Raw genomic sequence first — 19,845 nt, 5'->3', positions numbered from 1 at the left:
ATCATGTAATTTATTAGTTTATAGCTTTTTTTCTTCTTTTTATTAATACATATGCAATAAGAATGAGGACAGCAGCTACTACTAAATAGTCAGCTATATGTAACCATGAACGGATTATAGTCCAATTTTGACCCATTGCGTATCCAGCATAACCTAAAAGTATGCTCCATAGTAATGACCCTATAAAAGTATAAAACACAAATTTATTAAAATTCATTTTACTTATACCAGCAGGTAAAGAGATAAAGGTTCTAATTATAGGAAGTAATCTTGAAAAGAACGCTATTTTCTCACCATATTTATTGAAATAATTATCACTCATTTCTAAATGCGATTGTGATAATCTTAATTTTTGTGCATATTTCTCAACCAATGGTCTTCCACCTTTTGCACCTATATAATAGATAAAGATAGAGCCGAAAGTTCCTCCTAAAGTTCCTATAATTATTACTATTATAAGATTTAGTTTATTTCCTACATAAGCCTCAGAAGCTAGATATCCACCAAATGGTAAAATAGCCTCGCTAGGGATAGGAATACAAGCACTTTCTAATGCCATAAGAGCGAATATTCCGAAGTATCCAAGTTTTCCAAGGACATATATAGCCCAATTCACTATTAATTCAATCATTTCTATTTATATCTCCTTAACTTCAAATATATTATATTATGACACAAAGTTTGTGAATAATCTAATTAATTAATTATTAAGATAGCCATTGTCATATTTTCTTAATGATTAATATTATATTTATACTTTAAAAATGAATTTATATTCAATAATTAAGCAATTAATGGTAAAAAACGAATAAATATAATTAAACTTTAAAAAAAATAAACAACATATAATGGAAAAGAATAATGAGTATTATAATGTAGTTCTTTATCTAAACACCATTTTCAATATTGATTTGAATTTATAAATCGGTAGAAAAAATATCATTATGGACTAAATTTTGCAATAAAACTTGCAAGAAAATATATATTTATTAAAAAAACTTGAATAAAACTATCATTTATGATATTCTATGAATAAATATAAAATGGATATGAGACAAAGGAGTCGAATTATCTCTGTGAGGTTTTAGGCTCCTTTTTTAAATATGTATGATAATGTATATATATTTATTGAGGCAGTAATGAATAAGGGGGAGTCATATTTGATTAGTTTAAAGAAAGTAAACAAACACTTCGGTAAACTTCATGTATTGAAAGATATAGATTTAGAAGTTAAATCAGGTGAAAAGTTAGTGGTTATAGGTCCAAGTGGTTCTGGAAAAAGTACTCTTATAAGATGTATGAATTATTTAGAAGAACCTTCTTCAGGAAATGTTATAGTCGATGGGGTAGACTTAACAGTAAAAAAAGCACCTGTTGCAAAAGTTAGACAATCTGTAGCAATGGTGTTTCAGGGATTTAATTTATATCCGCATAAAACGGTTTTAGAAAACTTAACTTTAGCACCTATTAAAATACAAAAGGTACCTAAAGCAGAATCAGAGAAGACAGCTCTTGAGTATCTTGATAGGGTTGGGTTAAAACATAAAGCGAATGCTTATCCTTCACAACTATCAGGTGGACAACAACAAAGGGTAGCAATAGCAAGGGCATTAAATATGCATCCTAAGGTAATACTGTTTGACGAACCAACATCTGCTCTTGATCCAGAAATGATTCAAGAAGTTCTAGATGTTATGGTTGGGTTATCTCATGAGAATATAACCATGGTTGTAGTTACTCATGAAATGGGTTTTGCACGTGAAGTTGCAGACCGAGTTATATTTATGGATGGTGGAGAAATAATTGAGGAAGGAAGTCCTGAACATTTCTTTAAAAATCCAACACATGAAAGAACAAAATTGTTTTTAAGCAAAATATTAAGATAATAATTTAAAAGGGGGATTAAAAAATGAAAAAATTATCAACTATTCTTGTGCTAGCTTTATCAGTAGCACTTGCGGGATGTTCTACTGGAGGAAAAACAACTGGAGATGGAGGCACAAAAGACGAGGTACAAGCTATAAAGGATAAGGGAACTTTGAAAGTTGGGGTAAAGGTTGATGTTCCTAACTTTGGATATAAGGATCCTTCAACTGGAAAAATAGAAGGTTTTGAAATTGATATAGCTAAAGCAGTAGCTAAAAAAATTCTTGGAGATGAAAATAAGGTTGACCTTCAAGCTGTTACGGCTAAAACAAGAGGTCCTTTGCTTGATAGTGGAGAAGCAGATATGATAGCGGCTACTTTTACAATCACTGAAGAAAGAAAACAAAGTTACAATTTCTCAGAACCATACTTTGTAGATGCTGTTGGACTACTTGTTAAAAAGGATTCTGGAATTAAGTCTTTTAAGGACTTAGATGGTAAAAAGATAGGGGTTGCTCAAAGTGCTACTTCAAAAACTGCTCTACAAGCAGAAGCTGATAAACTTGGAATAAAAGTAGAATTCTCAGAATTCGCTAGTTACCCAGAAATAAATACTGCATTAACTTCTGGTAGAGTAGATTGTTTCTCTGTTGATGGATCTATCTTATCTGGATATGTGAATGATAGTACAGAAATATTGCCAGACAAATTTTCACCACAAGATTATGGTATAGCCTCTAAGAAAGATAATACTGCACTTGCAAAAGTTATTGACGATACAATTAAAGAATTAAAATCAAATGGAGAATTAGATAAGTTGAAGACTAAGTGGGGTCTTAAGTAATGACAGGACCATTTGCGTGGTTTAAATGGGAGGCTCTTTTTAAAGATTGGACAATATTTAGAGACGGTTTCCTAACAACATTAACAGTATCTCTCTTAGGGTTAGCTTTAGCTCTGGTATTAGGAGTATTTTTTGGTATGTTATCAGCTTCTAAGATTAAAATCTTTGAAGTAATAAGTAGAGTGTATGTAGAATTTATTCAAAATACACCATTAGTAATTCAAGTATTCTTTTTATTTAATGCGTTACCTTTAATAGCTAATATAGTGTTGCCAGTAAAAACAATAGGAATATTGGCAGTAGGAATATATCATGGAGCATATATTGCAGAGGTTGTTAGAGCTGGTATATTATCTATAAATAAAGGCCAGCTAGAGGCTGCTTTTTCTCAAGGATTTAACTATTGGGAAGCTATGAGGTATATAATATTACCTCAAGCTAAAGTAGTTATGTTACCTCCATTAACTAATCAGGCTGTTAACTTAGTTAAAAATACTTCAGTTTTAACTATGATAGCTGGAGGAGATTTAATGTATAGATCTGACTCCTGGGCTAATGAAAAAATGTATTATGGACCTGCTTATGTAATAACAGGATTGTTATATTTAGCAATATGTCTACCTTTAGCGACTTTAGCAAGAAAGCTTGAGTCGGCTGATTATAATAATGTTCAACATGTAGTAGAGGATGAACCAGAACTAAGTTATAAGAGGGAGGCGACAGCATGATAAAAGAAGTGTTAAATCCTGTTAATATTAAGTTTTTGCTACAAGGTTTTTCGTTAACTCTCTATATATCTGTAATATCAATACTTTTAAGCATAGTTTTTGGAACTATTTTAGGTGTTTTAAGAAGTTCAAGTAAAGGTATATTAGGGAAGCTATCTTCAATATATATTGAAGTGGTTAGAAATACACCTCTTCTTTTATGGATATTTTTTATAAGGTTTGTATTTAGAATGCCAGCTGTAAATGCAGGAATACTAGCATTTACAATATTTACTACTGCTATAATAGGTGAGGTAGTAAGAGGAGGGCTAAGTTCAGTTAAAAAGGGTCAGTGGGAAGCTGCTCAGTCTCAAGGATTTAACACCTTTCAGACCTTAAGATATGTAATACTTCCACAGGCTTTTAAAAATATGATACCAGCAATACTTTCTCAGTTTGTAACGGTAATAAAGGATACATCATTTTTATGGGCTGTAGGGGTTGAGGAGATAACAGGTAAAAGTATGATTTTAATGGGAGCTTATGCTACACCTACACAAGTATTTACATTATATACAACTGTGGCTTTAATATACTTTGTGGTTAACTATTTAATATCAATTGTGTTTAGAGCGCAACATGCTAGATTGTCATTGCAAGGATAGTATATTTAGTATAAAAAGAGTGATTATTAATTTATATAAATTAATAATCACTCTTTTTTCTTGACATTTTATTCTAGTTTAAATATAATTTAAAATAACAAAACGTGATAAAAGATAACATCACGTAATATCAATAAGTTATTTATAAGCACGGAGTTGTGTTATGTTATTTTTCATATACAACAAGGTGCTTTTTTTGTTTGTAAATAGCTAAAGCTATTTATATATAAATTAAAGGGGGCTATAAAATGAAAAACAAAAAAATTATTACTACAACAATTTTAGTACTAGCTATGCTTTTTTCAGTAATAGGGTGCAGTAAAAAAGATGATTCAGCATCTAAAGAGCAGGAAAATGAACCAGAAGTAACAATTACAGTATCCGCAGCAGCAAGTTTAAAGGATGCTATGACAGAATTACAGACATTATATAAAAAAGAAAGATCTAATGTAACTATTACGTATAATTTTGGTTCATCAGGTTCATTACAACAACAGATTGAACAAGGAGCACCAGCAGATATATTTATGTCAGCTGCCCAAAAACAAATGACTTCACTAACAGAAAAAGACTTAATACTCAAAGACAGTAAAAAAGATTTATTAGAAAATAAGGTTGTACTTATAACGGCTAAGGATAATACTAATATTAAGGATTTTAGTGATTTAACTAGTGACAGTGTTAAAAAGGTTGCATTAGGAGAAACAAAAAGTGTTCCAGTAGGGCAATATTCAGAAGAAGCTTTAAAAAAGATTGGGATATTTGATAAAATCCAAGGTAAAACAGTTTATGCTAAGGATGTAAAAGAAGTTCTTGCTTGGGTAGAAACAGGGAATGCTGACGTCGGAATGGTATATGCTACAGATGCTAAAGTATCTGATAAAGTTAAGGTAGTTAAGGAAGCGGAAGAAGGAAGTTATACTAAGGCTATTTATCCGGTAGCAGTTTTGAAAGATAGTAAAAATGTTGATGCAGCAAAAGCTTTTGTGGATTTTATATCTAGCGATTCTGGAAAAGCTATATTCGAAAAATATGGATTTAGCGCTTTGAAGTAATTAATAATTTAAGGTGGTGTAATAGTGACTATGGATTTAACACCTATATGGATTTCTTTAAAAACAGCATTTGTTTCTACTATAATAACATTTTTTATAGGAATTTTAATTGCACAGCTTATGAATAAATATCAAGGGAGGCTTAAAGGTTTATTTGATTCAATACTAACATTGCCATTAGTATTACCACCTACAGTAGTTGGATTTTTTCTATTACTTATATTCGGGAAAAATGGACCATTTAAAACAATACTTGAAAAATTAGATACTCAGATTATTTTCTCATGGTCTGCAACTGTTTTAGCAGCTGTAGTTGTAACCTTTCCGCTTATGTATAGAACAGCAAGAGGAGCTTTTGAACAAATAGATTCAAATGTTTCTAATGCAGCAAGAACTCTTGGTGCATCTGAATGGACTATATTTTGGAAAGTCACAGTTCCACTTGCTTGGCCAGGAATAGCAGCAGGCACTATACTATCCTTCACTAGAGCGTTAGGAGAATTTGGAGCAACATTGATGATTGCAGGTAATATACCAGGGAAAACTCAAACTATACCCGTTGCTATATTTTTTGCAGCGGAAGGTGGAGAAATGGACAAAGCTTTGATGTGGGTATTACTTATAGTAGGAATATCTTTTACAGTAATAATTTTAATGAATTATTGGTCTGAGTATCAAGGTAAATACCTGTCTAAGAAAAGAGGAAAGAATTATGGCGTTATTAGTTGACATAGAAAAGGTCCTTCAAGGTTTTACTTTAAAAGTTAAGTTAGATATAGGTGATGAAACACTTGGTTTATTGGGGCAATCAGGGTGCGGGAAAAGCATGACCTTAAAATGCATAGCTGGAATTGAAACTCCTACAAAAGGAAAAATAATATTAAATGGAAAAACATTATTTGATTCAGAAAAAGGAATTAATGTACCTATAAAGAATAGGAAAGTGGGCTATTTGTTTCAAAATTATGCATTGTTTCCTAACATGACAGTTTTGCAAAACATTCAATTTGGATTAAAAGATTTATCGGAAAAAGAGAGAGAAAAAATAGCTCAAGATAAAATCAATATGTTCCAGCTTAATGGATTAGAGAATAGGTATCCTTCACAATTATCAGGAGGTCAGCAACAGAGAGTAGCTATTGCTAGGGCTTTAGCTGTTGATCCAGAGATTTTGTTATTAGATGAACCATTTTCAGCTTTAGATAATTTTCTAAAAAGTCAGGTTGAAAAAGAATTAATGGATGTTATTAATTCGTATGGAAGAACCGTGATATTTGTTTCTCATAACATGGATGAGGTATATAGAATATGTGATAATATTAAGATTATCTCTAATGGTAGAGAAGAAGCAAGTGGAACTAAAAAAGAAATATTTGAAAGACCTCCAACATTAATTTCAGCTAGGTTAACAGGGTGTAAAAATTTCTCTAAGGTAAAAATAATATCAGATAATGAACTAGAAGCATTAGATTGGGGATGTAGAATATACACTAAAGAAAAAACAAAAGAAAACATATCCTACATAGGGATAAGGGCTCATCATATAAAGATAGCAGAAAATAATTCTGAAAACAATATATACAGAAGTAGAATTGTAGAATTTAGTGAAACACCCTTTAGTACTACAGTATATTTAGAAATTATAAGGGACGGAAGAAAAAATAAATTTTTACATTGGGAGATATCAAAGGATTTGTGGGAGAAACTTCAGGGGAATACAGAAGAACTTAATATAATAATACCAGATGATAAGGTTATTCTAATGAGAGAAACCTAAAGTAATAAGGATGTTTAACTAATATAAGTTAAACATCCTTATTTTATGTTAGAGAAAATTTTTTATTATAATCGAAGTCATTAGAATCTTGTTTAGTAGTACCTTCTTTAAATTTATCTAATCCTATTCTAAGAATAAAATCACTAGCCTTTTCACCAAAATTAGCATTAAGTTGGTAATAAGTAATAGCTTTTTCAAAAAGATTATATGCTTCGTCTTGAGGTAAATCTATTCCTATAATATCAGCAACCCTTGGGTGAAATCCAGAAGAACCACCAACAGTAACTCTAAATCCTGTAACATCTGCAATTATTCCAAAATCCTTAGAATATACACCACCACAAGCATTTCTACAACCTGCAATTCCTATTTTGGTTCTGTTAGGCATAGCTGAACCATGATATTTTTTAGAAATTATCATACCTAGACCCATGATGTTAGCTTTAGACCTTTTGCAAAAAGCAGATGGACATATCTCAACATTTTTAACGGAATAAATATTTTTTACAGCAGGCTCCATCCCGAGTTCAGCCCATATATAAGGAAGATCTTCTTCCTTAAGATTAGTAATTAAAATTCTTTGACCAGAAGTTAATTTTAAAACTCCCTTATATTTTTTAGCTACCTCACCTATTTTAATTAGGTTATCAGGAGTTATAAAACCTCCTGGAATATGTGGAGTTATACCAAAGGTTCTTACACCATTTCTAACTTTTTGTAAATTACCGTAATAAGCCATAAAAATCCCCCATAAAAAGTTCTTTATGTATATATTTTAATTTAAAATATAGGTTTTGTAAGTATCTTAGGTTACAGAACTTCAACATTGTCTTTATACTCTATATTAGTAACTTCACCAGCTTCACTTATTTTTAGACCTTTGCCATGTTTCATATCATTAACCCAAGTACCCAAGTACTTATCTCCCTCAACATATGACAAAATCCCATATCCGTGGCAAGCATCATTTAACCATTCCCCTGTATAACTATCACCATTTTCCCAGTTATATATTCCTTGACCAGACTTAACATCATCTTTCCAACTACCTATATAGCTTTCTCCATCAGGCCAAGTATAGATTCCATATCCATCTTTTAGATCTTTTTTCCAAGAACCTATGTATTTTTCTCCATCAGCCCAAGTTAAAGTTCCTTCACCATCCATTAAATCGTCTTTCCAGAAACCTTCGTATTTACTTCCATTAGAAAATATAAATGTTCCAAAGCCATGTTTTTTACCATCTTTTCGTTCGCCTTTATAAACGCCAGAAGTACCGTGATGACTATTATTGTTTGAAGTAGGTACAAAATTAATTTTTGCTGCATTTAAGTTTTTTATATTAATAGATTTCATGATATCAATCTCCTTGTAATCATTTGTTTTATAATCTATAGTATAGCATATTATTTGTAAATATATAAATGATTATATATTTCAATATTTTATCAGTTATGGTATTATATTTTAGTGAAACAAATAACAAATAAATGGGGGATATATTATGATGAGTTGTTATATTTACTTAACACCAGCAGCATATAATTTGGAAAAACCTGATGTAGAATTAGAAGCTTTTTCAGTTAGAAGAGATGGAGATTATCTTATGATTGAAGATAAGGATGGTTATAGTCATATAGTGAATTTGATAGATGTATTTGCAGTAACATATAAATAGAGGAGTCCTATGATTAATATTAACATGTATGAGGTCTATGAAAATTGGAGAAGTGGATTAGGTAAGTTTAAGTGGAGTTTAGTTTCTACTCCATTTGCGTCTTCAAAACATATAGTTAAGGATTTAATTTTGGATGATTATTTAAAAAAGAAAACCATTGATGATATATTAGATGATTTCTCTAAAGATTTAATAGTAAATCAGAAAGAAGATGAGATTATTATTTTTGATTTTGATGGAGAAAGGTCTTTAGATTTAGCTTTTAATTTAAATAAGGAATACATGATTAATCCAATACTCATATTTGCTCATATATTTCATTTAAATGGAATTGTTGGAAGTAAGGATATGCTTAATAAACTGATTAAATATTCTTATGGATTAAAAAATGAAAATAGTAAGTATGGAATATTTTTAGATTATAATAGATTTAGCAGTAAAGAATATAATCCAAGAGAGTGTTTTAATAATCAGTACAGGCTCACAGAGGAGGAAATGCCCTACATTGAGGATTTTATCAAGGCTGGAATAGATAAAGTCATAGTGATTTCTAAAGCGCCAATAAAGATAGATATTAAGGAATATATAGATTATATTAAAAGTAGTGAACTTAAACTTGAAGTACACTTAATAGAGTAATTTATATAATGAGGAGAATTAATGGAGAAAAAGTGGAAGAAAAAAGCTATATCACTTACATTGATAACTACTGTAACAGTAGGAGCACCTAGTATTTTTCTTGGGTGTAATGATCCTAAGATTCAAGAGACTATAGGAGAAGATACAGAAGACACTGCATATCACGGAACTGGAGACACACCTTTCATTTTTCCTAAAAACTCAGAAATAGATGAACAAAATAATAATAGCAGTGGGGGTTCTTCTACCCATGTTATAGGGTATAGAAGCACAGGATGGCTTACATGGAAAAATGCATCAACAAATAATGATGATACTAAATATAATTCAACAGATAAGAATTCAAAATCTAAAGGATATTCATCATTTATTAGAGAAAGCTCATCTTCTTAAAAGCCTAGGAAGGATATTATTATGTATAAAGATTATTGGGACAAACTTCTTTTTCACTATAAACTTATTCATTCCAAGAGCTTTAAAAATGTATACTCAGATATTCCTTATTTTATGAAGCCTAAAATCTATGAAGAGTTTATAGAAACTGCTAAACATATAAACAATATAGCACTAAGGGTTCAAAATGGAATCAATTCTGAGTTTAGTGATTTTAAAAAATATATTCCAAAGTTTAACTACATGGAGGAAATAATATCTCTTACAAGAGAACCTATACCTGTTTTTTGGAGTAGATTTGATGGATTTATAAGAGCGGAAAATAAGGATAAGCGTATATTTTATAGTGAATTTAATTATGATAAACCATGTGCTGAGAGAGAATGTATGGTAGCAGAAGAAACGTTAAAACATAATAATGTAAATAACGGCTTCTATAACAAGATAATAGGAAGTTTCTATGATATTAAAGATAAGTATTATGGATCTAAAAATATAAATGTAGCATTTTTAGTAGATCCAGCACATTATGAGGAGGCACATTTAGCACTATTATTTCAAGAACAGTTATATAGAGATGATATTAAAATTATTATAACTGCAGCTGAAAATATATATGTGTATAATGATGAGACTTTTTGTTTTGATAATAAAATAGAAATAATATTAAGGCTTTATCCAACTGAATATTTATATGAGATAAAAGATATACACAAATTACTAACTTTATTTAATGATAATAAGATTTTAATATTAAATGATCCAAGAGTAATAATTTCTCAGTGCAAAAATCTTTACTCATACCTTTGGAAGTTAGTTGATAATAAGGATAGTAGATTAAATGAAAAAGAGAGAGAAGTAATAATTAAAACTCTCCCATATACAGAAGAATTAACAAATTTTAATATAGAAAAAGCAATAAAGAGAAAAAATGATTTTGTTATAAAACCTATATACGGAAGATATAGCGAGGATGTTTTTATAGGTTCCTTACATAGTGAAATAGAGTGGGAACAGTCAATTGAATATATTAAAAATGAAATGTATATTAAACCTTTTATACTTCAAGAATTTTGTAAACAAAAAAGAGAATTGAGTTATTATTATGATGGAAATTTTAGAAGATCAACTAAAGGTTATGGGAATTATGGAGTTTTTTTATCTAATGATAAAGTTATAGGTATGTGTGTTAGATGGAATCCAGATTACCTAACTGTAGACGACTATACTTGGTTTACACCTATAGGAGTAAAAGAGGAAGTTTTTAAAGAGAAAGATACTGATTTATATATAGAAGATATAGAGACAAAGATGGTTATAGACGGGGAGTTTACAGGAATATACTCTCATGATAAACCTTATATAAGAACATCACTTGCAATTTTAGAAGAAGAAAAGTTTAATGAACTGAAATATGCTTCAGAAAAACTTTTGAAGATATTTAAGAAAACTAGAAATCATTTATTAGAAAATATAAATTTATATGAGGATATTTTAAGTATTAATGGGCTTGGTGAATTAATGAAAAAAGAATTATCCAGTGAACTTTCTTTTATAGGAAGGATGGACTGGATATTAGACATACATGATAATTGGAAGGTTCTAGAGATTAACGGAGAGACGCCAGCGGGAATATGTGAAGCTGTATATGTGGAAGAAATTATCCTAAAAGAATGCGATATAGATGAGGGCTTTGAAAGAATTAATAAAGACTTAAAGAGGAAGATAATAGGTCAAGGAAAGAGTCTTGTAGAAAGCTACGATGTAGATAATCCTACCATTGCCTTTGTAGCTTTAACTTATTATGAAGATTGGGTAAATACAAATGCTCTTTATAGGATTTTTAAAGAAACATCTGATTATAGTTGTATTTATGGAAATATAGAAGACTTAGTAATTGAGGGAGAGAAGGTATATCTCTATGGAACTGAGGTTGATATAATTTTCAGGTATTATCCACTTGACTGGTTTATTAAAGAAGATAATGCTAACTTAAAAAATCTCATAAGCTTAGTTAACGACAAGGTTTTTTTCTTAAATCCTATTAACACTATAATTATGCAATCAAAAAGCTTTTTCTCAATAATATATGCACTTATAGAAAGAGATTTTTACACAATAGAGGAACTCGGATTTATAAAAAAATATATACCTTTTACTACTTTCGATTTTAATGAATTAAAGTCAAATGAGTTTTTGATTAAGCCCATTTTAGGAAGAGAAGGCAAAAAGATTACGCTTAGTCATGATTTGGAGAAAATTCCTGATGAGGATATAATTTTTCAGGAGAGAGTTTTTCAAAAAGGGAATGAAGATGGAGAATTTGTAGTTATAGGTACATATTTTACTGGAGATGAATTTGCAGGAGTTTACACAAGAATAGGGGGAGAAGTCACCTCAAAAGATTGTACTTTTATTACTTTAATGAAAGGGATTAAAGACTAAGTATGAGAAGAAAACTAAAAAAATTAAGAAGATTAAACAAACTTAGAAATCATAAAAAGTATAAGTATGACAAGAAACCTATAATAGCAACTAGCTCACCAAGTATTAAGAAAATAGTAGGGGTTGGTCTTGTAGCAATAGGTTTATTAGTAATTATAACTAGTGCTATAGGAATTGTTACAAGTAAACAAACAATATCTGTTTTTAGTGGAAAAGAGTACCTAAAATCTTTAGGTGTAGATTCAAGTTCAAAATATGAAGATAATATACTAGAGACTTATAATCTTGAGGTTTTTGAAGGCGTGGTATTAGGGAGAAGCGAATTAAATGGAGAGAATAGATTTATATTTTGTGTAAACAAAGATGGAGTAGTATCTTATGATACTGAAATAACTGAAGTTCAGGGAGAAATAGTACTATCTAGTGAATATTTAAATAATGGAAAAGTTACAGTTTATAATAGATTTTATGAAAATAACGAAGGAAAAAAGGTTAAGACCTATTATTATAAAATCTATTGTGATATATCTCAAGTTAAAGATATGAACATTTGATTTATAGGGGTTAGTAATAAAGATAAATTACTAACCTATTTTAATGAATTTGGGCTGGGGGAAATAATGAATTATACATATATATTAGAATGTTCAGATGGAAGTTATTATACTGGATGGACAAATGATTTAAATAAGAGAATAGAAAAACATAATGGTGGAACAGGAGCTAAATACACTAAAGGTAGGAGACCTGTTAAGCTAAAATATTATGAGGAGTTTGAAAGTAAACAAGAAGCTATGAAAAGGGAGTATGAAATAAAAAAATTACCACGCAAAGATAAAGACAAACTTATAAAGGATTATAATGGAAGGGAAAATATTTAAAAAAAGTATAAGTATTTTTAGTTTACATTCGATAAATAAATAAGAATAATTATTATTTGTTAATTATACGTAGAATTTTACGGGAGGATAAAGATGAAAAAAATAGGGACAAAAATAGTGTTACTTACAATGTTAATAGCAATAAGTACAGGTATAATAACAGGATTAACATCAGTACTACAAATAAATTCCATAAAGCAAGGATTTCTAAATAGTAAAAAAGAACAGATGTTAAATACATATAATCAAACAATAAAAGAACAAGTTGAAACAGTTATAACAATGTTAGATGGAGTAAATAGTAAATATAAAAAAGGGGAAATAACTTTAGAAGAGGCTAAATCAGAAGGTGCAGCTCTACTAAGAACCATAAGATATGGTAAGGAGGGTTATTTTTGGGCAGATAATGTTGATGGAACTAATGTAGCCATGTTAGGTCAATCTGTAGAAGGAACAAATAGATATGAATCTAAAGATGCTAATGGCACGTATTTCATTAAAGAAATAATTAAAAATGGAAAAAATGCTGATGGTGGATATACAGAATATTATTTCCCTAAAGCTGGGGAATCAGAAGCATCTGCAAAAAGAGCATATAGTAAATATTATGAGCCTTTTGGATGGGTTGTAGGAACAGGAAATTATATAGATACAATAGACAATACTATAGCAGAAGAATCAAATATAATTTCTGAGATGATATCAAAGCAAGTTGTTACACTCATAACAATAATAGGAGCAATCATTATTGTGGCAATAGCAATAGGTTGGATTGTAGGAAAGAGAATTTCAAAACCAATATTAAAGGTTACTGAATTAGTTAATAAAACATCTAAGCTTGATTTAGCTTATGATGAGAGTTTTGAAGTTATTAAGAATTATAAAGATGAAACGGGTATTATGGCAGAAGCGGTTATAAACCTAAGAAAAGAAATTAGAGAAATAATAGAAAATTTAAAGGAACATGCAGAAAGTTTGTCTACTAACTCAATAGTTTCTTTAGAGGGAGCTGAAAATACCTCAAATGGTATACAAGCTATTTCAGCAACTATGGAAGAATTAGCAAAAGGATCAGTAGAACAAGCTAAGAATTATCAGGATATAGTAGATATATTTAACAACTTCACAGATAAGATATCACATGTAGTTAGTGGGGCTGAAGAACTTAAAAACATATCTAAGAATACTAAGGAAGCCAATACTAAAGGAAGAGATAGTTTAGATATATTAGTTAATAAATTTGAAGAGAATAAGTTAGCTTTAGAAGATATAGGAAAAAATATATATGCGCTTTGGAATCAATCAACATCCATAGGCAACATAGTTAATAAAATAGGTGAAATCGCAGAACAAACTAATCTTTTAGCTTTAAATGCGGCTATTGAAGCAGCGAGAGCTGGGGAACAAGGAAGAGGTTTTGCTGTAGTTGCAGATGAAGTTAGGAAGCTCTCAGAAGAAGTAAACAATGAAACTAAAGAAATAGCAGCTGTTATTAAAGAAATTCAGCTTGAGGTAAACAATTCTCAAAAAAGTATGGATAAAGGTAGAGAATTATTAGTAGCAGTAAACTCTGCAGTTAATGATACTACTGAGGTATTTAACTTAATTGAAAACAGTACAGATAACTCATTGGAGAAAATTAATAACCTGTATACGAATATAAATTCAGTGGATAAAGATAAAAATGGAGTAATGGATTCTATTCAATCAGTATCAGCAATAACAGAGGAATCCGCAGCTGGATTGGAAGAAGTGTCGGCTTCAATGCAAGAACAAAATGCTACAACAGAAATTGCAGTAGTATTAGCAGAACAGTTAAAGGCGATTTCTTCAGATTTGGATGAGATAATAAATAAATTTAATATTTAAAAAAGAGGGTATTATGAAGTGGATATTGAAATCATTTCTCATAATACCCTCTTTACATTTGTCTCATTATATGATAATTTAAATATATAGACCTCCCCCTGGGGGTGGGTACGTGAATAGGAGGGAATTATGAAAGAAAAAGTTTTTAAAATAGAGGGAATGACATGTGCTGCTTGTTCAAATGCAGTAGAAAGAACTTCAAAAAAACTTCAAGGAGTTTCAAGTGCATCTGTTAATTTAGCAACAGAGAAATTAACAATTTCCTATGATGAAGGAGCTTTATCAGAGGATAACATTATTAAGGCTGTAGAAAAAGCAGGATTTAAAGCTATAGACTTAGAGCCACAAGTTAAAGTTGAACTTATAAATAAAACTTTGGATATACAAGGAATGACTTGTAGTGCTTGTGCTAAAGCTGTAGAAAGAGCTGTTAATAAACTAGAGGGAGTAAATAGTGGAAATGTTAATTATGCTACAGAAAAACTTACTATAGAGTATGATAGTTCAAGGGTTAAAACGGCTGAAATAGTAGCAGCTATAGAAAAAGCAGGCTATAAAGCAATAGAAAAGGAACAAAAAATAGAAGAAAAAGAAGATACTAAGTTAAAAGAATCTAAAGCATTGTGGAAAAGGTTCATAGTTTCTACTGTATTTACAATACCTCTATTGGTTATAGCTATGGGACATATGATGGGACTTATGCTTCCCAATATTATAGAGCCTATGCATAATCCCATGAATTTTGCTATTATTCAATCAATATTGGTTATTCCTGTAGTAGTAGCAGGACAAAAATTCTTTAAGGTAGGATTCAAATCATTATATTCAGGACATCCTAATATGGATTCATTGATTGCTATTGGTAGTTTAGCAGCAGTGTTATATGGATTATTTGCGATATACCAAATATCTCAAGGAAACCATGATTATACTATGGATTTATATTTTGAATCTGCAGCTACTATATTAACCTTAATTACTTTAGGAAAATATTTAGAAAGTATAACTAAAGGAAGAACTTCAGAGGCTATAAAAAAGCTTATGGGTCTAGCACCTAAGACTGCAACCATAATTAAAAATGGAAAAGAATTAGTGATTCCTATAGATGAAGTTATAGTAGGAGATGTAATATTAGTTAAACCAGGCGAAAAACTTCCTGTAGATGGAGAAGTAGTAGAAGGGTTAACCTCTATAGATGAATCTATGCTTACTGGAGAGAGTATTCCGGTTGAAAAGACTATTGGTTCAAAGGTTATAGGAGCATCAATAAATAAAAATGGTTCTATAAAATATAAAGCAACAAAGGTTGGAAAAGATACAGCATTAGCGCAAATTATAAAGCTAGTTGAGGATGCTCAAGGGACTAAGGCTCCAATAGCAAAACTTGCAGATATAATATCAGGATACTTTGTACCAGTAGTTATAACTTTAGCTATATTATCAGCGGGAGTATGGTATTTTGTAGGAAAAGGACCTATATTCTCTTTAAGTATATTTATATCAGTTTTAGTAATTGCTTGCCCTTGTGCATTAGGACTTGCAACACCTACAGCAATTATGGTAGGTACAGGTAAAGGTGCAGAGAATGGTGTATTAATTAAAGGTGGAGAAGCACTAGAAACCACTCATAAAATTCAAACTATAGTATTCGATAAAACAGGTACTATAACAGAAGGAAAACCTAAGGTTACAGATATAATAACTAATGGATATGATGAAAATGAATTATTAATATATGCCGCAAGTGCAGAAAAAGGATCAGAACATCCTCTTGGAGAAGCTATAGTAAAGGGTGCTGAGGAGAGAAACTTAGAATTTAAAAAAGTAGATAACTTTAATGCTATTTCAGGAAAAGGTATTGAAGGAATCATAGATGGTAAGAGATTTGTATTAGGTAATTTAAAATTAATGAATGAAGAAAGTATACACCTTAGTAGTTTTAGTGAAGCTTCAGACAAATTAGCTAAAGAAGGAAAAACTCCTATGTATGTAGCAGAAGAAGGTAGGCTTATAGGTATTATTGCTGTTGCAGATACTTTAAAGGAGAGCTCAAAAAAGGCAGTAGAAACACTTCATAAAATGGGAATAAAAGTTGCTATGTTAACTGGAGATAATAAGAACACAGCTGAAGCTATAGCTAGACAAGTAGGAATAGATACAGTAATAGCTGAAGTTTTACCAGAAAATAAAGCACAGGAAGTTGAAAGACTACAAAATCAAGGTTTGAAAGTTGCCATGGTTGGAGACGGTATAAATGATGCTCCAGCTTTAGCTAAAGCAGATATAGGAATTGCAATAGGTTCAGGTACAGATGTAGCAATAGAATCAGCGGATATAGTTTTAATGAGAAGTGACCTTATGGATGTACCTACAGCTATTCAGCTAAGTAAGAAGACAATAAAAAATATAAAGGAAAATTTATTCTGGGCATTTGCTTATAATACTTTGGGAATTCCAGTTGCTATGGGAATATGGTATGCTTTAGGTGGAAGACTATTAAATCCAATGATAGCAGCATTAGCTATGAGTTTTAGTTCAGTATCAGTGTTATTAAATGCTTTAAGACTTAAGGGATTTAAACCTGTTAAATAGTAATATACATTTTTAAGGAGGAATAAATTATGAAAAAAATAACAATAGAAGGAATGTCTTGTGGACATTGTAAAGCAAGAGTAGAAAAGGCACTAAGTGAATTAGATGGAATAACTTCAGCAGTTGTAGATTTAGAAGCTAAAACAGCTACAATAGAGGGAGAAACATCAGATGAAATTTTAAGAGAAGCTATAGATGATGCAGGATATGATGTTATATCAATAGAATAATCAATTTTTCTAAAAGTAGAGATGCTAAACTATTTTAATAGGAGCATCTCTTTTTCTGTATATATTGGAAAATAAAATAATAATAATGTAGAGAATAATAAATGTTTGGAGGAATTTTTATGAACCCACTATGGGTAACAAGTGGAATAGGCATTATTGCCTTAATATTTTCATTCTTAACTGCAAGTTGGATTGGGAAAAAGGAGGTAAAGGATAAAAAATTGAATGAAATTTCATCCTATATTCAGGATGGAGCTATGGCATTTTTGAAAAAGGAGTATAGATATTTAGCTGTATTTATTGTAGTAGTATTTGTAGCTATTTCTATTTTTCTAAACATAAACACAGCTATTTGCTTTTTAACAGGAGCATTATTCTCTATATTATCAGGGTTTATTGGGATGAAGGTAGCGGTAAAGGCTAATGTCAGAACTACAGAGGGTGCAAAAGATGGGATAAGTAAGGCTTTATCTTATGCATTTTCTGGAGGTTCAGTAATGGGGTTATCAGTAGTAGGATTAGGTATACTTGGATTGAGTTTATTGCTAATTATATTTAAATTTAATGGAGAGTATGTAACCGGATTTGGACTTGGTGCTTCTTCTATAGCGCTTTTTGCTAGAGTTGGAGGCGGCATATATACAAAAGCTGCAGATGTTGGAGCGGATCTAGTAGGAAAGGTTGAAGCTGGAATTCCAGAGGATGATCCTAGAAATCCAGCTGTAATTGCAGATAACGTTGGTGATAATGTTGGTGATGTTGCTGGGATGGGTGCAGATTTGTTTGAATCTTACGTAGGAGCTATTATTTCAGCTATAACATTGGGATTAATAATTAATATAACTAAAGGTAATGAAGAGGCACTATATCCTATTGCATTATGTGGCATAGGGGTAATAGCTTGTATAATAGGTTCTATTTCTATAAGATACAGTAAGGGCGATAATCCCCAAAAGATTTTAAATAGAGGAACATATATTGCATCAGCTATAACCATGGTAGCAGCAGCTTTTTTAAGTAAATATTATCTAGATAGTTATAAAGGATTTGTGGCTGTTTTGTCAGGGATTTTAGTAGGAATATTGATAGGTAAAATAACTGAAATTTACACATCTTCAGACTATAGATCAGTTAAAGAAATTGCTAATGAATCAAAAACTGGAGCAGCTACTAATATTATAGCTGGTCTAGCTGTAGGTATGAAATCAACAGTGGCACCTATAATTTTAATATGCATAGGTGTGTTAGTAGCATATTTCTCTATGGATGGAAATACTACAACATTAAATGGGCTATATGGAATAGCATTATCTGCGGTAGGAATGTTATCTACAACGGGAATTGTAGTTGCTGTGGATGCCTATGGACCAATAGCTGACAATGCAGGCGGGATCGCAGAAATGGCAGGACTAGATAAATCAATTAGAGATATAACAGATAAATTAGATTCAGTAGGGAACACTACAGCTGCAATAGGTAAGGGATTTGCAATAGGTTCAGCTGCACTTACAGCTTTAGCCCTATTTGCTTCTTATGCACAAAGTGTAAAAATAGAAGAAATTGATTTATTAAACCCACTAACCTTGGTAGGGCTTTTAATGGGAGGAATGATTCCATTTTTATTTGCTGCACTTACGATGGAATCTGTAGGAAAAGCGGCAGTAAAGATGGTGGAAGAAGTCAGAAGACAATTTAGAGAAAAACCAGGAATAATGGAGGGGAAAGATGACCCAGATTATTCTACCTGTGTTGAAATTTCTACAGAAGCTGCTTTAAAGGAAATGATAATACCAGGAATATTGGCAATAATTATACCTATAGCTACAGGACTGTTATTAGGGAAAGATGCTTTAGCGGGCTTATTATGTGGAGCTGTTTCCACTGGAGTATTAATGGCAATATTAATGGCTAATGCAGGTGGTGCTTGGGATAATGCTAAAAAATATATAGAGTCAGGACAGCTTGGTGGTAAAGGAAGCGATGCTCATAAAGCTGCTGTTACTGGAGATACAGTGGGAGATCCATTTAAAGATACCTCAGGACCATCTATGAATATATTGATAAAATTAATGACTATAGTATCTTTGGTATTTGCACCTTTGATTGCAGAATATGGAGGAGTTTTGTTAAATTTATTTAAATAGACCTTAAGATGGCATGTATTCTTTTATTCCATAGTTTTGTGATATAATGAACTAGTAAAT

General features: G+C 30.8%; 20 protein-coding genes. 17 read left to right on the top strand and 3 right to left on the bottom strand.

The window, feature by feature from the left end; all coding sequences use genetic code 11:
* Positions 1-13: 13 nt before the first annotated feature.
* Entirely contained in the window at positions 14-631 is a 618-nt protein-coding gene (locus P8F83_RS13280; RefSeq protein ID WP_315108594.1) for a DedA family protein, read from the bottom strand.
* Positions 632-1,160: 529 nt separating this feature from the next.
* Here P8F83_RS13280 and P8F83_RS13275 point away from each other — a divergent pair.
* The 7 genes from P8F83_RS13275 to P8F83_RS13245 all read left to right on the top strand — a co-directional run bounded on the left by P8F83_RS13275 (position 1,161) and on the right by P8F83_RS13245 (position 6,914).
* Positions 1,161-1,886 (top strand): amino acid ABC transporter ATP-binding protein, encoded by a 726-nt coding sequence (locus tag P8F83_RS13275; RefSeq protein WP_073018238.1) that lies wholly within the window; start codon positions 1,161-1,163, stop codon positions 1,884-1,886.
* Positions 1,887-1,909: 23 nt separating this feature from the next.
* Positions 1,910-2,710 carry a transporter substrate-binding domain-containing protein gene (locus tag P8F83_RS13270; RefSeq protein WP_073018240.1) on the top strand — a complete coding sequence of 267 codons (801 nt, stop codon included), beginning with the start codon at positions 1,910-1,912 and terminating at the stop codon, positions 2,708-2,710.
* Positions 2,710-3,438: an amino acid ABC transporter permease gene (locus P8F83_RS13265; RefSeq protein WP_326511533.1), complete on the top strand. Its 729-nt coding sequence runs from the start codon at positions 2,710-2,712 to the stop codon at positions 3,436-3,438. The genes P8F83_RS13270 and P8F83_RS13265 overlap by 1 nt, the downstream gene beginning before the upstream one ends.
* Positions 3,438-4,082, top strand: a complete 645-nt coding sequence (locus tag P8F83_RS13260; protein ID WP_390888065.1) for an amino acid ABC transporter permease — start codon at positions 3,438-3,440, stop codon at positions 4,080-4,082. Before P8F83_RS13265 ends, P8F83_RS13260 begins: the two co-directional genes overlap by 1 nt.
* 248 nt (positions 4,083-4,330) lie before the next feature.
* The gene (gene modA / locus P8F83_RS13255; protein ID WP_326511532.1) at positions 4,331-5,137 is read left to right on the top strand and encodes a molybdate ABC transporter substrate-binding protein; all 807 of its coding nucleotides are present in this window, start codon (positions 4,331-4,333) and stop codon (positions 5,135-5,137) included.
* Between the two features lie 30 nt (positions 5,138-5,167).
* Positions 5,168-5,866, top strand: a complete 699-nt coding sequence (modB, locus tag P8F83_RS13250; protein ID WP_073018916.1) for a molybdate ABC transporter permease subunit — start codon at positions 5,168-5,170, stop codon at positions 5,864-5,866.
* Positions 5,850-6,914 carry a sulfate/molybdate ABC transporter ATP-binding protein gene (locus P8F83_RS13245; RefSeq protein ID WP_326511531.1) on the top strand — a complete coding sequence of 355 codons (1,065 nt, stop codon included), beginning with the start codon at positions 5,850-5,852 and terminating at the stop codon, positions 6,912-6,914. Before modB ends, P8F83_RS13245 begins: the two co-directional genes overlap by 17 nt.
* Positions 6,915-6,957: 43 nt before the next feature.
* Here the strand turns inward: P8F83_RS13245 and P8F83_RS13240 are convergent, their stop codons facing one another.
* Both P8F83_RS13240 and P8F83_RS13235 read right to left on the bottom strand, forming a co-directional pair.
* Positions 6,958-7,653: a nitrite/sulfite reductase domain-containing protein gene (locus P8F83_RS13240; RefSeq protein WP_326511530.1), complete on the bottom strand. Its 696-nt coding sequence runs from the start codon at positions 7,651-7,653 to the stop codon at positions 6,958-6,960.
* A 71-nt stretch (positions 7,654-7,724) separates the two neighbouring features.
* Entirely contained in the window at positions 7,725-8,270 is a 546-nt protein-coding gene (locus tag P8F83_RS13235; protein ID WP_326511529.1) for an MORN repeat-containing protein, read from the bottom strand.
* A 148-nt stretch (positions 8,271-8,418) separates the two neighbouring features.
* Between P8F83_RS13235 and P8F83_RS13230 the strand changes: the two genes are divergently transcribed.
* From P8F83_RS13230 to P8F83_RS13185, 10 genes are all read left to right on the top strand, one after another.
* Positions 8,419-8,592, top strand: a complete 174-nt coding sequence (locus tag P8F83_RS13230; RefSeq protein ID WP_156337811.1) for a hypothetical protein — start codon at positions 8,419-8,421, stop codon at positions 8,590-8,592.
* Positions 8,593-8,601: 9 nt separating this feature from the next.
* The gene (locus P8F83_RS13225; RefSeq protein ID WP_326511528.1) at positions 8,602-9,231 is read left to right on the top strand and encodes a hypothetical protein; all 630 of its coding nucleotides are present in this window, start codon (positions 8,602-8,604) and stop codon (positions 9,229-9,231) included.
* Positions 9,232-9,252: 21 nt separating this feature from the next.
* The gene (locus P8F83_RS13220; RefSeq protein WP_073018254.1) at positions 9,253-9,624 is read left to right on the top strand and encodes a hypothetical protein; all 372 of its coding nucleotides are present in this window, start codon (positions 9,253-9,255) and stop codon (positions 9,622-9,624) included.
* Positions 9,625-9,645: 21 nt separating this feature from the next.
* Positions 9,646-12,069, top strand: a complete 2,424-nt coding sequence (locus tag P8F83_RS13215; protein ID WP_326511527.1) for a glutathionylspermidine synthase family protein — start codon at positions 9,646-9,648, stop codon at positions 12,067-12,069.
* A 2-nt stretch (positions 12,070-12,071) separates the two neighbouring features.
* The gene (locus P8F83_RS13210) at positions 12,072-12,623 is read left to right on the top strand and encodes a hypothetical protein (RefSeq protein ID WP_326511526.1); all 552 of its coding nucleotides are present in this window, start codon (positions 12,072-12,074) and stop codon (positions 12,621-12,623) included.
* Between the two features lie 66 nt (positions 12,624-12,689).
* Positions 12,690-12,950 carry a GIY-YIG nuclease family protein gene (locus P8F83_RS13205; RefSeq protein WP_326511525.1) on the top strand — a complete coding sequence of 87 codons (261 nt, stop codon included), beginning with the start codon at positions 12,690-12,692 and terminating at the stop codon, positions 12,948-12,950.
* Positions 12,951-13,043: 93 nt separating this feature from the next.
* A complete protein-coding gene (locus tag P8F83_RS13200) occupies positions 13,044-14,819 on the top strand; it encodes a methyl-accepting chemotaxis protein (protein WP_326511524.1) in 1,776 nt (591 codons plus the stop codon).
* A 129-nt stretch (positions 14,820-14,948) separates the two neighbouring features.
* A complete protein-coding gene (locus P8F83_RS13195; RefSeq protein WP_326511523.1) occupies positions 14,949-17,411 on the top strand; it encodes a heavy metal translocating P-type ATPase in 2,463 nt (820 codons plus the stop codon).
* A 29-nt stretch (positions 17,412-17,440) separates the two neighbouring features.
* Positions 17,441-17,641, top strand: a complete 201-nt coding sequence (locus P8F83_RS13190; protein ID WP_390888064.1) for a heavy-metal-associated domain-containing protein — start codon at positions 17,441-17,443, stop codon at positions 17,639-17,641.
* A gap of 119 nt (positions 17,642-17,760) precedes the next feature.
* On the top strand, positions 17,761-19,785 hold the full coding sequence (locus P8F83_RS13185) for a sodium-translocating pyrophosphatase (RefSeq protein ID WP_326511522.1): 2,025 nt from the start codon (positions 17,761-17,763) through the stop codon (positions 19,783-19,785).
* Positions 19,786-19,845: the final 60 nt, after the last annotated feature.

The sequence above is a fragment of the Clostridium intestinale genome (assembly GCF_035905475.1).
Classification (GTDB): Bacteria; Bacillota; Clostridia; order Clostridiales; family Clostridiaceae; genus Clostridium_T; species Clostridium_T intestinale.
The sequence above is the reverse complement of the archived record's forward strand: the minus strand, read 5'-3'. Positions and strand labels throughout refer to the sequence as shown.

Coding starts and splice junctions, on each gene's coding strand:
- P8F83_RS13280 (WP_315108594.1), bottom strand. CDS start 631: ATGATTGAATTAATAGTGAATTGGGCTATATATGTCCTTGGAAAACTT.
- P8F83_RS13270 (WP_073018240.1), top strand. CDS start 1,910: ATGAAAAAATTATCAACTATTCTTGTGCTAGCTTTATCAGTAGCACTT.
- P8F83_RS13265 (WP_326511533.1), top strand. CDS start 2,710: ATGACAGGACCATTTGCGTGGTTTAAATGGGAGGCTCTTTTTAAAGAT.
- modA (WP_326511532.1), top strand. CDS start 4,331: ATGAAAAACAAAAAAATTATTACTACAACAATTTTAGTACTAGCTATG.
- modB (WP_073018916.1), top strand. CDS start 5,168: ATGGATTTAACACCTATATGGATTTCTTTAAAAACAGCATTTGTTTCT.
- P8F83_RS13245 (WP_326511531.1), top strand. CDS start 5,850: ATGGCGTTATTAGTTGACATAGAAAAGGTCCTTCAAGGTTTTACTTTA.
- P8F83_RS13240 (WP_326511530.1), bottom strand. CDS start 7,653: ATGGCTTATTACGGTAATTTACAAAAAGTTAGAAATGGTGTAAGAACC.
- P8F83_RS13235 (WP_326511529.1), bottom strand. CDS start 8,270: ATGAAATCTATTAATATAAAAAACTTAAATGCAGCAAAAATTAATTTT.
- P8F83_RS13230 (WP_156337811.1), top strand. CDS start 8,419: ATGATGAGTTGTTATATTTACTTAACACCAGCAGCATATAATTTGGAA.
- P8F83_RS13225 (WP_326511528.1), top strand. CDS start 8,602: ATGATTAATATTAACATGTATGAGGTCTATGAAAATTGGAGAAGTGGA.
- P8F83_RS13220 (WP_073018254.1), top strand. CDS start 9,253: ATGGAGAAAAAGTGGAAGAAAAAAGCTATATCACTTACATTGATAACT.
- P8F83_RS13215 (WP_326511527.1), top strand. CDS start 9,646: ATGTATAAAGATTATTGGGACAAACTTCTTTTTCACTATAAACTTATT.
- P8F83_RS13210 (WP_326511526.1), top strand. CDS start 12,072: ATGAGAAGAAAACTAAAAAAATTAAGAAGATTAAACAAACTTAGAAAT.
- P8F83_RS13205 (WP_326511525.1), top strand. CDS start 12,690: ATGAATTATACATATATATTAGAATGTTCAGATGGAAGTTATTATACT.
- P8F83_RS13200 (WP_326511524.1), top strand. CDS start 13,044: ATGAAAAAAATAGGGACAAAAATAGTGTTACTTACAATGTTAATAGCA.
- P8F83_RS13195 (WP_326511523.1), top strand. CDS start 14,949: ATGAAAGAAAAAGTTTTTAAAATAGAGGGAATGACATGTGCTGCTTGT.
- P8F83_RS13190 (WP_390888064.1), top strand. CDS start 17,441: ATGAAAAAAATAACAATAGAAGGAATGTCTTGTGGACATTGTAAAGCA.
- P8F83_RS13185 (WP_326511522.1), top strand. CDS start 17,761: ATGAACCCACTATGGGTAACAAGTGGAATAGGCATTATTGCCTTAATA.